Genomic DNA, 13,478 nt, shown 5'->3' on the forward strand with positions numbered 1-13,478 from the left:
GGATCACCACCAGTACTTGCCGAAGTTTTCGGGGTTGGCCCAGAACTTGGCGTTGAGCCAGTCCGGGACCTGCTTGTAGTCGCGCAGGTCGTAGGTGAACAGGGTCAGCACCTGGTTGTCGCGCTGGAAGCTCTCGCTGGCCTGCAGGGCTAGGGCGAAGAAATCGGTGTCCTTCCAGTCGCCGGCGGCCATGTCGACCAGCACCGCCAGGCGGCTGGCGTTGAGGTTGCGGATGCCGCCCAGCAACTCCAGGGCGGTGCGCCTGGGCAGGTGTTCCAGGCAGTCGGCGAACAGAGCCAGGTCGTAGCGCTGGGCCGCCAGCTCTGCGGGCAGCGGGCCGGCCGGCGCCTGGGCCAGCTCGGTTTCCGGGTGCGCCTGCTGGAAGGCGGTCACCGCCGGCAGCTGGCTGCCACCGACCACCAGCAGGCGCCGGGGAGCATGGTGGTCGAGCAGGGCGGCCAGCGCCTGTTGGGGAGTGCGGGTGGAAAAGGTCTGGGTCATGGCTGCGATCTTAATGTGAACGCAAAGACTACCGCGATGGACAAACTCTTTGGAACTTGGCGCGAAAAGTGCCTATAACTGGCAGATAGTAAGGAAGCGATCTTTACTTCTTTGCTGTCGGTTAGATGCCGATTCCCTACAGGAGACCTAAGAAGATGAGTATCACAAGGAAAGCTGTACCCCTGATCCTGGCAAGCGGCCTGCTGACCGGCTGTGCTGGTATCCAGAAAACCGACTGGCCGACCTGCGCGGCCGTGGGTGGTGTGACCGGCGCTGCGCTGGGTGCGATCGAAAGCTCGGAGTGGGCCGGTTACGGTGCTCTGGTCGGTGCCGGCGTTGCCGCTTCCTACTGCTGGGTGCATGGCGCCAGCGAGCAGGTGGCGGTGGTCGAGGAGACCGTGGTCGAGGAAGTCGCCGTGGCCGAGCCCGAACAGGCCGAGGCGGTGCGCGTCGAACTGGACGTCAAGTTCGACTTCGACAAGTCCGTGGTCAAGCCGGAAAGCCAGGCTGACATCAAGGCGCTGGCCGACTTCATGAGCCAGTATCCGTCCACCAGCACCGTGGTCGAAGGGCACACCGACTCCGTCGGCACCGACGCCTATAACCAGGGCCTGTCCGAGCGCCGGGCCAACGCCGTGCGCGACGTGCTGGTCAACCAGTATGGCGTGGGCAGCGACCGCGTCAGCTCGGTGGGCTATGGCGAGAGCCGCCCGGTAGCCGACAACGCCACTGACGAAGGCCGCGCCATCAACCGTCGCGTGGAAGCCGAGGTCGAGGCTCGCCCCTAACGATCAGAACCGGGGGCGACTGTCGCACAGGCGCGGTCGCCCACCGGGCTGATTCGTACATCTTGGGAGTCGGGTCTTTGCTCCCGTGTCGCCGGCCATCCAGCCGGTGACACGGGAGATCTCGTCACGGGCATTCTCGCCCGAGCCTGTTGACTCAGAACAGGGGACGCGCGGCGGCGATCGCCACCAGCGCCAGGCCCACCAGCAGGTTGCTGCCGACCAGGCGGCAAATGCGCCCCAGCGCCTCACCACCCGCCGCCCAGTCCTGGGCCTCGACGGCACGGCGCAACTGCGGCAGCTGCAGTACCTGCACGCGCAGGAACAGCGCCAGCATCACCAGGTACAGCCCCATCATCACATGGACGTAGCGTGGCGCCGTCTCGAAGCCGGCGAAGCGCATGTGCAGCATACCCATGCCGGTCACCGGCAGCACCAGCACCGCGATCCACACCCAGAGGAAGAAGCGGCGGAACACCTCCAGCCACAGGGTCAGGCGTTCCGGGGCCTGGAGCTTGGCGACTGCGGCGGGGCGCAGGATCATCCAGGCGAAGAACATGCCGCCGACCCAGATCAGGGCGGCCAGCGCGTGTACGGCATAGAGGGCGGAAAAGACGGTCATCGGTAGGGCCTGGTCTCGGTCGCGGGATGGCGCGCGAGCATAACCTATCGGTAAACTACTGAGAATTTATCCAGCCCCGCCCGCGCCCCGCCCATGCTCAGTTCCGAACTCAAGTCCCAGATCCAGGGCGCCTACAGCCGTTTCCTCGAGGCCAAGGGCCTGAAGGCACGCTATGGCCAGCGTCTGATGATCGCCGAGGTGGCCAAGGTGCTGGGTACGATCAAGCACAACGACGAGGGGCAGCGCGACGGCGAGCCCGCCGTGGTGGCGGTGGAGGCGGGTACCGGCACCGGCAAGACGGTCGCCTACAGCCTGGCCGCCATTCCCACCGCCAGGGCCGCCGGCAAGCGCCTGGTGATCGCCACCGCCACCGTGGCGCTGCAGGAGCAGATCGTGCACAAGGACCTGCCGGACCTGATGCGCAACGCCGGCCTGCAATTCAGTTTCGCCCTTGCCAAGGGCCGTGGCCGCTACCTGTGCCTGTCCAAGCTGGACCTGCTGTTGCAGGAGGGCCAGGCCCAGGGCGCCACCGCGCAGATGTTCGAGGAGGAAGGCTTCCGCATCGACGTCGACGAGCAGAGCCAGAAGCTCTACACCCGGATGATCGAGAAGCTCGCCGGCAATCGCTGGGACGGCGACCGCGACAGCTGGCCGGAGGAGCTGGAGGACAAGGTGTGGAGCACCCTGACCACCGACCACAGCCAGTGCACCAACCGCCATTGCCCGAACTTCCAGCAATGCACCTTCTATAAGGCGCGCGAGGGCATGACCAAGGTCGACGTCATCGTCACCAACCACGACATGGTGCTGGCCGACCTCGCCCTGGGTGGCGGCGCCGTGCTGCCGGACCCGCGCGAGACGCTTTACGTATTCGACGAAGGCCACCACCTGCCGGACAAGGCCATCGGCCACTTCGCCCATTTCACCCGCCTGCGCAGCACCGCCGACTGGCTCGGCCAGGTGGAGAAGAACCTGACCAAGCTGCTGGCCCAGCACCCGCTGCCCGGCGACCTTGGCCGCCTGATCGAGCAGGTGCCGGAGCAGGCCCGCGAACTCCGGACTCAGCAGCAGTTCATGTTCAGCGCCTGCGAGCAACTGGCCGACTTCCGCGCCGGCGAGGACATGAACGGCCGCGAGCGCCCGCGTCATCGCTTCGAGGGCGGCCTGGTGCCGGAGCACCTGCGCGAGCTGGGCATCGAGCTGAAGAAAGGCTTCGCCAAGCTCACCGATGTCTTCACCCGCCTCACCGAACTGCTCAAACAGGCGATGGACGACGAAGGCACCAGCCTGGGCCTCGCCAGCCATCAGGCCGAGGAATGGTATCCGCTGTTCGGCAGCCTGCTGGCCCGCGCCCAGGGCACCTGGGAGCTGTGGACGGCGTTCACCGCCGAAGACCCCGAAGACAACCCGCCCATGGCCCGCTGGCTGACCCTGGTCGACAGCGGCGCGCTGTTCGACATCGAGGTCAACGCCAGCCCGATCCTGGCCGCCGAGACCCTGCGCCGCAACCTGTGGAACGTCGCCTACGGTGCCCTGGTGACCTCCGCGACCCTGACCGCGCTGGGCACCTTCGATCGCTTCCGCATGCGTGCCGGTCTGCCCAAGGCGGCGGTCACCGCCGTGGTGCCCAGCCCCTTCCACCACGCCGACGCCGGCGTGCTGCGGGTGCCGGACCTCAAGGCCGACCCGCGCGACGCTACGGCCCACACCGCCGCCATCGTGCGCGACCTGCCGGAGCTGGTGAAGGGCGGTCGCGGCACCCTCGTGCTGTTCTCCTCGCGCAAGCAGATGCAGGACGTGTTCGACGGCCTCGAGCACGACTGGCGCAAGCGCGTGCTGATCCAGGGCAACCTGTCCAAGCAGGAGACCCTGAACAAGCACAAGGCGCGGGTCGACGAAGGCGAGGAGAGCGTGCTGTTCGGCCTGGCCAGCTTCGCCGAGGGCGTCGACCTGCCGGGCGCGTACTGCGAGCACGTGGTGATCGCCAAGATTCCCTTCGCCGTGCCGGACGATCCGGTGGAAGCGGCGCTGGCCGAATGGATCGAGGCGCGTGGCGGCAACCCCTTCATGGAAATCGCCGTGCCCGACGCCTCGCTGCGCCTGGTGCAGGCCTGCGGGCGCCTGCTGCGCACCGAGGCCGACCGCGGCACGATCACCCTGCTGGATCGCCGGGTGGTCACCCAGCGCTACGGCAAGGCCATCCTCAACGCGCTACCGCCGTTCCGCCGGGAAATCGCCTGAGCCGACCGGCACCTCGGGCGCGGCCCTGCGTCGAGCATCCGGGGTGGCATCTATGGCCCCTCTGGTGTCTACTTGGGCATCTTCCGGAGTGCCTGTTCGTATGATTCGCCGTTCACTGCCCCTCGTTTTCGCCCTGAGCATCGCCGCGCCGGCCTTCGCCGCGCAGCAAGGGCAGCAGACCCTGTTCAGTTTCATCAAGCCCACCGATGCCGTGAAGGTAGAAAGCCAGGCCGCCAGTTTTCCGGAGCTGACCGCCGAGCCCACCCCCGAAGGCGAGGTGCTGCGCCGCTTCACCTTCAATGCCGCCGAGCATCCCAGCCTGCGCCTGAGTCCGCCTGGCGAGGTGTGGGATTGGTCCCGGGCCGGCGCCATGAGCCTGCGCCTGCAGAACGCCATGGACTGGGACATCACCCTGGAAGTACGCATCGAGAGCCGCGACGGCAAGGCGCTGACCACCCGCATCGCCCTGCCTGCCGGTCCGGCGCAGACCCTGCTCGTGCCGCTCGCCGCAACCTCCGCCCGCGCCTACGGCATGCGCGCCGCGCCGCCCATGCCGGTCACCGTCGAGGGCCATCGGGTGCTCCTGGCCGAGACCGTGGAGGGCGAGCTGAACGCCGCCGAGGTCAGTGCCGTGACCCTCTCCATGAGCCAGCCCGACGCGCCGCAGAGCATCCTGCTCGGCCGCTTCGGCGTGCAGAATCCCGAGGCCGCCCAGGCCGCCATCTACGACGGCATCGTCGATGCCTGGGGGCAGTACAGCCGTGGCCAATGGCCGGAGAAGATCGGCAAGGACCAGCAACTGCGCGAGGCCGCGGCCCGCGAGCGCGACCAGCTCAAGGGCTGGCTCGCCGAACGCCCGCAGCAGGATCGCTTCGGCGGCTGGTTGAATGGCCCCGGCTTCGAGGCCAAGGGCTTCTTCCGCACCGAGAAGCGCGACGGTCGCTGGTTCCTGGTCACCCCCGAGGGCCATCCGTTCTACTCGCTGGGGGTCAACGCGGTCAGCGCCTGGCAGAGCCAGACCTACGTGCAGGGCCGCGAAGCGATGTTCGCCCAGCTGCCCAAGGACGGCGAGCCGCTGGCCGCCTACTATGGCGAGCACGACAGCCGCAGCGACACCGGCGCCAGCCGGGGCCGCGCCTACGACCACGGTCGCTGGTACGACTTCTATCGCGCCAACCTGCAGCGCACCTACGCCGAACCCTGCGAGACGGCCCAGCCGCCGCTGGCCGCGACGCCTGCCCCGGCCGAGCTGGAACCCTGCCCGGCGCCCGGCTTCGACAAGGACCGCTGGACTCGCCATACCCTGGAGCGCCTGCAGGCCTGGGGCTTCAACACGCTCGGCAACTGGAGCGACGACGCCCTCGGCTCGGCCCAGCGCATGCCGTATACCATCCCGCTGTCGATCTCCGGTGACTACGCCACCATCAGCACCGGCCACGACTGGTGGGGCGGCATGCCCGACCCGTTCGACCCGCGTTTCGCCATGGCCGCCGAGCGCGCCATCGCCATCGCCAGCCGCGACCGCCGCGACGACCCCTGGCTGATCGGCTACTTCGCCGACAACGAACTGGCCTGGGCCGCGCCCGGCGAGGACCCCAGGTCACGCTATGCGTTGGCCTACGGCACCCTGCGCCTGAGCACCGACGTGCCGGCCAAGCGCGCCTTCCTCAAGCAGCTGCGCGACAAGTACCGCAACCAGAACGGTCTCTCCAAGGCCTGGGGTATCGACCTCAAGGCCTGGGAACTGATGGAGGACCCCGGCTTCGAGCCGCCGTTGCCGAGCCCCGAGTTCCCGCAGATCGAGAAGGACCTGCAGGACTTCCAGCGCCTGTTCGCCGACACCTACTTCAAGACCATCGCCGATTCGCTGAAATGGCACGCGCCGAACCAGCTGCTGCTGGGCGGCCGCTTCGCCATCGCCACGCCGGAGGCGCTGGAGGCCTGCGCGCAGTACTGCGACGTGCTGAGCTTCAACTTCTACGTCAAGGAGCCGCAGCACGGCTACGACTTCGCCGCCCTGCGCGCGCTGGACAAGCCGCTGATGGTCACCGAGTTCCACTTCGGCTCGCGTGACCGCGGCCCGTTCTGGGGCGGCGCCAGCGAGGTCTACAAGGAAGAGGAGCGCGGCCCGGCCTACGCCCACTTCCTGGCTCGGGCGCTGGAGGAGCCCTCCATCGTCGGCGTGCATTGGTTCCAGTACCTCGACCAGCCCGCCACCGGCCGCCTGCTGGATGGCGAGAACGGCCATTTCGGCCTGGTGGGCATCACCGACCGGCCCTGGCAGGGATTCGTCCAGGCGGTGCGCGCGGCCAACCTGAAGGCCCCGCAGACCCTGCTGCCGAAGGAAGCTGCCGGCAAGGACGAGCCGGCCAAGTCGGCCGAATCGGAGTCGAAACCGGCCGACACCGCGGCGCCGCCGCCTGCCGACAAGCCCTGACCGGCTACGCCCGGCGTGCCTTGGGCGCGCCGCAACCCGGACCGTTGGTCTGACGAGGCGGCCCAGGCAGGGCGCCAGGATTCCCATGCAGAGCCGGTGCTGGAACAATGCCGGCCATCCCGACCGAGGAGTAATAGGTTGCAGATCCAGGGCCATTTCGACCTGCGCTTCGAGGCGCTGAAAGATGCCTTCGTCGAACTGTTCGACGATCCCCAGGAACGTGGCGCCGCGCTGTGCGTGCAGATCGGCGGCGAAACCGTCGTCGACATCTGGGCCGGCACCACCGACAGGGACGGTGCCGAGACCTGGCACAGCGACACCATCCTCAACCTGTTCTCCTGCACCAAGCCCTTCGCCGCCGTGGCCGCCCTGCAACTGGTGGAGCAAGGCAAGCTCGAACTGGATGCGCCCGTGGCGCGCTGGTGGCCCGAGTTCGCCGCCGCCGGCAAGGAGCGCGTGACCCCGCGCCAGCTGCTCAGCCATCGTGCCGGTCTGCCGGCGCTGCGCGAGCTTTTGCCGGCCGAGGCGCTCTACGACTGGCAGCAGATGACCGGCGCCCTGGCCGCCGAACGTCCCTGGTGGACGCCCGGCGAGGAGCATGGCTACGCGCCCATCACCTATGGCTGGCTGGTCGGCGAGCTGATCCGTCGGATCGAAGATCGCGGGCCCGGCGAAGCCATCGCCGCGCGCATCGCCGGGCCGCTGGGGCTGGACTTCCATGTCGGCCTGGCCGACGAAGAGTTCCATCGCGTGTCCCACATTGCCCGCAAGAAGGGTGACATGGGTGACGCCGCCGCCCAGCGCCTGCTCAAGTGCATGATGAGCGAGCCGGAAGCGCTCAGCACCCGCGCCTTCACCAATCCGCCGTCGATCTTGAACAGTACCAACAAGCCCGAGTGGCGCCGCCTGCAGCAGCCGGCGGCCAACGGCCACGGCAACGCCCGCTCACTCGCCGGCTTCTACGCAGCCCTGCTCGACGGCCGCCTGCTGGAGCCGGAACTGCTCGGCGAGATGACCCGCGAGCACGCCTGCGGCCAGGATCGCACCCTGCTCACCGCGACCCGCCTGGGGCTGGGTTGCATGCTCGACCAGCCGGAGGTGGCCAACGCCACCTACGGCCTCGGCCGCAAGGCCTTCGGCCACCCGGGGGCGGGTGGTTCGGTGGGCTTCGCCGATCCGGAGCGCGAGATCGCCTTCGGCTTCGTCACCAACAGTCTCGGACCATATGTACTCATGGACCCGCGTGCGCAGCGGTTGGCGCGCACGCTGGGCCAATGCCTGTAACTCGCCAGGGGGAAGACCTGACCATGTATAAGAAAACGCTCGTCCTGCTCTGCTGCGTGAGCCTCGCCGCCTGTGCCGGCAACTCGGACAAATCCGGCTCCGGCAGCTGGTGGCCGTTCGGCGGCAGTGAAACCGTCGTCAAGAAGGCGCCGCCGAAGATCGACCACGAGATGACCAACGCCTGGCTGGACGAGTACGAGCCGCGCCTGAAGGTGGCGCTGCAGGACAGCAAGATGGAGCTGGAACGGCGCGAGAACGTGCTGGTCGTCACCGCCCCGGTGGAGAGTTCGTTCAACCCTGATCGTCCGAGCATGCTGCTGCCGGCCGTGCTCGGCCCCTTCACCCGGGTCGCCAAGATCCTCGAGACCGACAAGAGCACCGGCGTGCTGATCCTCGGCCATGCCGACAGCACCGGCCAGGTCGAGACCAACCTCAAGCTCAGCGAGGACCGTGCCAAGGCGGTGGCCTCGATCTTCCGTCTCAGCGGCCTGCAACGCGACCGCCTGCTGCTCAAGGGAGTCGGCTCCGACATGCCGCGCGCCGCCAACGACAGCGTCCAGGGGCGCGCCCTGAACCGCCGCGTGGAAATCCTCCTGACCCCGCAGAAGACCCTCGTCGCGCTGCTGGCTCAGTACAACCAGCCCGCGTCCACCACGGCGGCTCTGCCGGTGGCCCAGGTTGCCGCAGATCAAAAGGGCAAGGACAAGGCGCAGTAAGCTGGCGGCATCATTCCTCGGGGAGCCACTCATGTCGGACAGCCACAGCCGTACTTCGCAGACCCTCGCCGACATGCGGCGCGACTACACCCGGGATGGACTCGACGAGGCCCAGGCGCCCGTCGAGCCCTTCAGTCTGTTCCGCCAGTGGTTCGACGACGCGGTGAAGACCGAGCAGCTGCCGGTGGAGCCCAATGCCATGACCCTGGCCACGGTGGACGAGGAGGGGCGCCCGCATTGCCGGGTGCTGCTGCTCAAGGGCCTGGACGAGCGCGGATTCACCTTCTTCACCAACTACCAGAGCGCCAAGGGCGAACAGCTCGGGGCACGTCCCTTCGCCGCCATGACCTTCTTCTGGCCCAGCCTGGAACGCCAGGTGCGCATCGAGGGGCGGGTGGAAAAGGTTTCCGCCGAGGAATCCGACGCCTACTTCCAGGTCCGCCCGCTGGGTAGCCGGCTGGGGGCCTGGGCCTCGCCGCAGAGCCGGGTCATCCGGGATCGTGACGAACTCCAGGCGCTGCTGGCCGAGACCGAGCGGCGCTTCCTCGACCGCGCGCCGGAGTGCCCACCCCACTGGGGCGGCTACCGTCTGCTGGCGGAGCGGATCGAGTTCTGGCAGGGCCGCGCCAGCCGCCTGCACGACCGGCTCAACTACCGTCTGCAAGGTGATGCCTGGTTGCGCGAACGCCTGGCCCCCTAATCCTCCCATGAAGGTCGTCATCGCCCCCGACTCGTTCAAGGAGAGCCTCTCCGCGCCCGAGGTGGCGGCGGCCATTGCCCGTGGCTGGCACCAGGTGTTTGCCGATGCGGACATCCTGCTGCGGCCCATGGCCGATGGCGGCGAGGGCACGGTCGACGCCGTGCTGGCCGCGACGGGCGGCGAGCGACGCGAATGCCAGGTGCGCGATCCCATGGGCGGGCCGGTCTCGGCCCATTGGGGCTGGCTGGGCGGGGAGGGCGGCGCGGTGCTGGAAGTGGCCGCGGCCAGCGGGTTGCACCGGGTGCCGAAGGCGCAGCGCGACGCGACCCGCGCCAGCAGCTACGGCACCGGCGAGCTGATCCGCGCGGCCCTGGATGCCGGCGCCCGGCGCATCATCCTCGGCCTGGGCGGCAGCGCCACCAACGATGGCGGCGCGGGCCTGCTGCAGGCCCTGGGCGTACGCTTTCTCGATGCCTCGGACCGTGACCTGGCGCCCGGCGGCGTGGCGCTGGCCGATCTGGCCCGTATCGATCCCGCCGGCCTGGACCCGCGACTCGCTGGGGTCGAGCTGCTGATCGCGGCCGACGTCGATAATCCCCTGTGTGGTCCTCGCGGCGCTTCGAGGGTGTTCGGCCCGCAGAAGGGCGCCGATGCTGCACAGGTTGAGGCGCTCGACTCGGCCCTCGCTCATTACGCGCAGGTAGCGGCCACAGCGCTGGGCGAGGATCACAGCGACTTTCCCGGAACCGGCGCGGCGGGCGGTCTCGGTTTCGCCGCCCGGGCATTCCTCGGGGCGAGCTTCCGTCCGGGGATCGAGCTGGTCGCCGAACTGTCTGGGCTGGCCGAGGCATTGCGCGGCGCCGATCTGCTGATCACCGGTGAAGGGCGGCTGGATTCCCAGAGCCTGCATGGCAAGACGCCGGTGGGAGTGGCGCGCCTGGCGCGGGCCGCCGGTGTGCCGGTACTGGCGCTGGCCGGTAGCCTGGGTGAGCGCTACCAGGAACTCTACGACGCGGGTATCGATGCCGCCTTCAGCCTCGCGCCTGGTCCGCAGAGCCTCGAACAGGCCATGGCCGGCGCCGCTGGCGAACTCCAGGCGAGGGCCTGCGACCTGGCCCGCCTGTGGCGGATGGCGCGCGGCTAGGCGCGGCGCTGCAGGTACTCGCGAGCGGCCTGGTGCAGCCAGTCTTCCAGTTGACCTCGGCGAATGCCCTGGGCCTTGGCCTCGGCCAGGCGGTCGAGCATATAGGCCTGCATGGCGGGATCGCCGGCCGCCATCGACAGCGCCAGGTCGCGGTCCATCCAGCGGCGGATGCGGACGTAGATCCACCAGTGGAAGTACAGGCCGGCGACGGTGGTGACGGCGACGATGAAGTAGTCCATGCGCAAATTCTCAAAAGGGTTTGCCATCCTGCGCCAGCCCACGGCGACTGGAAATCTGACCCGATGTCGCACCCAGCCTCTACACTATGGAAAGGCCACGGACAACGGCCTGGCGGGTGACAGACGGCGGTAGGCGCTGTCTAATTAGCACCGCCTCACTCGGAGAGAATCCCATGTATGAATCCAAGCTGTTGACTGCCACGCTCGTCGCTCTGAGCCTCACCCTGGGCGGTTGCGCCTCCAACCTCAGCGGCGACTCCTACAGCCGCGACGAGGCGCGTCGGGTGCAGACCGTGCGTCTCGGCACCATCGAGATGCTGCGCCCGGTGAAGATTGAAGGCACCAAGACGCCGGTGGGCGCGGGAGCCGGTGCGGTGATCGGCGGCGTTGCCGGCAGCGGTGTGGGTGGTGGTCGCGGCGCGGCCGTCGCCGCGGTGATCGGCGCGGTCGCCGGCGGCCTGCTCGGCGCCGCAACAGAAGAAGGGCTGACCCGTGCCCAGGGCGTCGAGATCACCGTGCGCGAGGACGACGGCACCCTGCGCGCCTACGTCCAGGAAGTGCAGCAGAACGAAGTCTTCCGCGTCGGCGAGCGCGTGCGCATCATGACCGTCGACGGCACCAGCCGGGTAGCCCACTGACGGCCCTCCGGCCCGGCGCTCGCCGGGCCGGTTCTCTCGCCTTGCTATCGCTCGTTCTCCAGGCCGCCCCGAGAGGATGGTCGGGGAAGGCTTGCGTCCGCGGCAACCGGATCGACTCATGACCATGCGCTGGGACATCTTCTGCAACGTCGTCGACAACTATGGCGACATCGGCGTGACCTGGCGGCTGGCCCGCCAGTTGGCGGCCGAGCATGGTCTGGATGTGCGCCTATGGGTGGACGAGCCAGGAGCGTTCCAGCGCCTCTGCCCACAGGCGGATGCGGCGTTACCGAGCCAGCGGGTGAGTGGAGTACTGGTCTGCCGCTGGCCGGTCGAGTTCCCACCGGTGGAAGTCGCCGATGTGGTGGTCGAGGCCTTCGCCTGCGAACTGCCCGCCAGTTATGTCTCGGCGATGGCGGCACGGGCCTCCAGGCCGCTCTGGCTCAATCTCGAATATCTCAGCGCCGAGGACTGGGTGGACGGCTGCCATGGCCTGCCATCGCCGCAGTCGGGCGGCCTGCAGAAGTTCTTCTTCTTCCCCGGCTTTACCGCAGGCACTGGGGGCTTGCTGCGTGAGTCCGATCTGCTGCGGCAGTGCGGGAAGTGGCAGGAAGATGCCGATGCGCGGCGCCGGTTCTTCGCCGGTCTTGGTATCGAGCTGCAGGCTGGCGCCCGGCTCGTTTCCCTGTTCGCCTACGAGAATCCGGGGCTGGCCGGTTGGCTGGACGTGTTGTCGCGCCAGCCGGTACCAACCCAGCTGATGGTGCCGCGCGGGCGCATCGAGGGAGATCTGCAACGCTGGCTGGGTGTCGACAGCCTGTGCGAAGGCGGCAGTTGGCTCCACGGCAGCCTGCAGGTGCATCTGCTGCCGTTCCTCAGTCAGGACGACTACGATCGCCTGCTCTGGAGCTGCGATTTCAACGCGGTCCGCGGCGAGGATTCCTTCGTGCGCGCCCAGTGGGCCGGCAGGCCGATGCTCTGGCATATCTACCAGCAGGACGAGGGCGCCCACTGGGTAAAGCTGGATGCGTTCCTCAATCTGTACTGCGACGGGTTGTCGCCGGAGGCCGCGGCGGCGCTGAGGAACGGGTGGCATGCCTGGAACGGGCAGGGTGACATGGGCGCGGCCTGGAGTGCGGTGGAGCAGCAGTCCGCGATGCTCGCCGAACATGCCCGGCAATGGCGCCGGGAGCTGGCCGTTCAGCCCGATCTTGCCACGGCGCTGGTGCAGTTTCACCGAAATTGGCTATCATGCGCGGCCTAGAAATCTGTACCTCCATCCAAACCCGGATACTCGTATGAAAACCGCACAAGAAATGAAGGCCAACAGTGTGGCCCTGATCGATGGCCATCCGTGGCTGATTCAGAAGGCCGAATTCACCAAGTCCGGCCGTAACAGCGCCATCGTCAAGATGAAGCTGAAGAACCTGATCAACGGTTCCAAGACCGAGACCGTCTACAAGGCCGACGACAAGATGGAGCCGGTCATCCTCGAGCGCAAGGAAGTGACCCTGTCCTACATCAGTGGTGACGACTACGTGTTCATGGATCCGGAGTACAACTCCTACGAACTGCGCGCCGAAGATCTGGAAAGCGTCCTGCCGTTCATCGAAGAAGGCATGACCGACATCTGCGAAGCCGTGTTCTTCGAGGGCAAAGTGATCTCCGTGGACCTGCCGACCACCATCGTGCGCCAGATCACCTACACCGAGAACTCTGCCCGTGGCGACACTTCCGGCAAGGTGATGAAGCCGGCCAAGCTGCGCAACGGCACAGAAGTGAAAGTCGCCGACTTCTGCAACATCGACGACTGGATCGAGATCGACACCCGCGACGGTTCCTACAAGAGCCGTACCCAGGCGCCGCAGGCCTAAGCCTCGCGTCACGCGGAAGCCCTCCGGCGCGAGCCGTTTCGAGGGCGCAAAAAAAATCCGATGTCAGATGCTGGCATCGGATTTTTTTATGGCTATGTCCCCGTTGCGTGTTGTAGCTGCCCTGCAGAAACGGCCTGCCTGCAATATCAATAGGACCCCGTAGGGGGTAGGCCACAGGCCGTAACCCACCAGCACCCGCGCAATCGACCGCGGCGCCGCCAGCGGGCTACGCCGGCAAGCGGCTAAACCCACCCATACGCGTTGTGCGGTCAAGCCCCGCTATCTGAACGTTGCAGC

11 protein-coding genes and 2 pseudogenes are annotated in these 13,478 nt (G+C 67.8%); 10 read left to right on the top strand and 3 right to left on the bottom strand.

Annotated features, from left to right (window positions below; translation table 11 throughout):
* Nucleotides 1-3 precede the first annotated feature (3 nt).
* Nucleotides 4-501 carry a DUF6231 family protein gene (locus N5D30_RS02275; protein WP_279907493.1) on the bottom strand — a complete coding sequence of 166 codons (498 nt, stop codon included), beginning with the start codon at nucleotides 499-501 and terminating at the stop codon, nucleotides 4-6.
* A gap of 434 nt (nucleotides 502-935) precedes the next feature.
* Between N5D30_RS02275 and N5D30_RS02280 the strand changes: the two are divergent.
* A pseudogene (locus N5D30_RS02280) lies at nucleotides 936-1,289 on the top strand (OmpA family protein); the annotation flags it as partial.
* Between the two features lie 154 nt (nucleotides 1,290-1,443).
* Here N5D30_RS02280 and N5D30_RS02285 read toward each other — a convergent pair.
* A complete protein-coding gene (locus N5D30_RS02285) occupies nucleotides 1,444-1,908 on the bottom strand; it encodes a CopD family protein (protein WP_279907495.1) in 465 nt (154 codons plus the stop codon).
* A 93-nt stretch (nucleotides 1,909-2,001) separates the two neighbouring features.
* Between N5D30_RS02285 and dinG the strand changes: the two genes are divergently transcribed.
* The 6 genes and pseudogenes from dinG (at nucleotide 2,002) to N5D30_RS02315 (ending at nucleotide 10,430) form a co-directional block, all read left to right on the top strand.
* Complete coding sequence (gene dinG, locus N5D30_RS02290; protein WP_279907496.1) at nucleotides 2,002-4,149, top strand: ATP-dependent DNA helicase DinG; 2,148 nt, start codon at nucleotides 2,002-2,004, stop codon at nucleotides 4,147-4,149.
* 100 nt (nucleotides 4,150-4,249) lie between these two features.
* Entirely contained in the window at nucleotides 4,250-6,586 is a 2,337-nt protein-coding gene (locus N5D30_RS02295; RefSeq protein WP_279907497.1) for a beta-agarase, read from the top strand.
* A gap of 138 nt (nucleotides 6,587-6,724) precedes the next feature.
* Entirely contained in the window at nucleotides 6,725-7,870 is a 1,146-nt protein-coding gene (locus tag N5D30_RS02300) for a serine hydrolase (protein WP_279907498.1), read from the top strand.
* Between the two features lie 17 nt (nucleotides 7,871-7,887).
* Nucleotides 7,888-8,517 (top strand): annotated as a pseudogene (locus N5D30_RS02305) (OmpA family protein); the annotation flags it as partial.
* Between the two features lie 100 nt (nucleotides 8,518-8,617).
* Nucleotides 8,618-9,286 (top strand): pyridoxamine 5'-phosphate oxidase, encoded by a 669-nt coding sequence (pdxH, locus tag N5D30_RS02310; protein ID WP_279907499.1) that lies wholly within the window; start codon nucleotides 8,618-8,620, stop codon nucleotides 9,284-9,286.
* A gap of 7 nt (nucleotides 9,287-9,293) precedes the next feature.
* Nucleotides 9,294-10,430 carry a glycerate kinase gene (locus tag N5D30_RS02315; RefSeq protein WP_279907500.1) on the top strand — a complete coding sequence of 379 codons (1,137 nt, stop codon included), beginning with the start codon at nucleotides 9,294-9,296 and terminating at the stop codon, nucleotides 10,428-10,430.
* On the opposite strand, the gene N5D30_RS02320 is transcribed toward N5D30_RS02315, so the two are convergent.
* Nucleotides 10,427-10,669 (bottom strand): hypothetical protein, encoded by a 243-nt coding sequence (locus N5D30_RS02320; protein WP_279907501.1) that lies wholly within the window; start codon nucleotides 10,667-10,669, stop codon nucleotides 10,427-10,429. The genes N5D30_RS02315 and N5D30_RS02320 overlap by 4 nt on opposite strands.
* Nucleotides 10,670-10,842: 173 nt before the next feature.
* On the opposite strand from N5D30_RS02320, the gene N5D30_RS02325 reads away from it, so the two are divergent.
* From N5D30_RS02325 to efp, 3 genes are all read left to right on the top strand, one after another.
* Complete coding sequence (locus tag N5D30_RS02325) at nucleotides 10,843-11,307, top strand: hypothetical protein (RefSeq protein ID WP_220813459.1); 465 nt, start codon at nucleotides 10,843-10,845, stop codon at nucleotides 11,305-11,307.
* 118 nt (nucleotides 11,308-11,425) lie between these two features.
* Complete coding sequence (gene earP, locus N5D30_RS02330; RefSeq protein ID WP_279907502.1) at nucleotides 11,426-12,571, top strand: elongation factor P maturation arginine rhamnosyltransferase EarP; 1,146 nt, start codon at nucleotides 11,426-11,428, stop codon at nucleotides 12,569-12,571.
* 34 nt (nucleotides 12,572-12,605) lie between these two features.
* Complete coding sequence (efp, locus tag N5D30_RS02335; RefSeq protein ID WP_220813457.1) at nucleotides 12,606-13,181, top strand: elongation factor P; 576 nt, start codon at nucleotides 12,606-12,608, stop codon at nucleotides 13,179-13,181.
* Nucleotides 13,182-13,478: the final 297 nt, after the last annotated feature.

The organism is Pseudomonas sp. GD03875, from assembly GCF_029840585.1.
In the GTDB taxonomy this organism is placed as follows: domain Bacteria; phylum Pseudomonadota; class Gammaproteobacteria; order Pseudomonadales; family Pseudomonadaceae; genus Aquipseudomonas; species Aquipseudomonas paralcaligenes.

What these genes read in the sequence shown, in the direction of transcription:
- N5D30_RS02275 (WP_279907493.1), bottom strand. Translation starts at nt 501, where the DNA reads ATGACCCAGACCTTTTCCACCCGCACTCCCCAACAGGCGCTGGCCGCC.
- N5D30_RS02285 (WP_279907495.1), bottom strand. Translation starts at nt 1,908, where the DNA reads ATGACCGTCTTTTCCGCCCTCTATGCCGTACACGCGCTGGCCGCCCTG.
- dinG (WP_279907496.1), top strand. Translation starts at nt 2,002, where the DNA reads ATGCTCAGTTCCGAACTCAAGTCCCAGATCCAGGGCGCCTACAGCCGT.
- N5D30_RS02295 (WP_279907497.1), top strand. Translation starts at nt 4,250, where the DNA reads ATGATTCGCCGTTCACTGCCCCTCGTTTTCGCCCTGAGCATCGCCGCG.
- pdxH (WP_279907499.1), top strand. Translation starts at nt 8,618, where the DNA reads ATGTCGGACAGCCACAGCCGTACTTCGCAGACCCTCGCCGACATGCGG.
- N5D30_RS02315 (WP_279907500.1), top strand. Translation starts at nt 9,294, where the DNA reads ATGAAGGTCGTCATCGCCCCCGACTCGTTCAAGGAGAGCCTCTCCGCG.
- N5D30_RS02320 (WP_279907501.1), bottom strand. Translation starts at nt 10,669, where the DNA reads ATGGACTACTTCATCGTCGCCGTCACCACCGTCGCCGGCCTGTACTTC.
- N5D30_RS02325 (WP_220813459.1), top strand. Translation starts at nt 10,843, where the DNA reads ATGTATGAATCCAAGCTGTTGACTGCCACGCTCGTCGCTCTGAGCCTC.
- earP (WP_279907502.1), top strand. Translation starts at nt 11,426, where the DNA reads ATGACCATGCGCTGGGACATCTTCTGCAACGTCGTCGACAACTATGGC.
- efp (WP_220813457.1), top strand. Translation starts at nt 12,606, where the DNA reads ATGAAAACCGCACAAGAAATGAAGGCCAACAGTGTGGCCCTGATCGAT.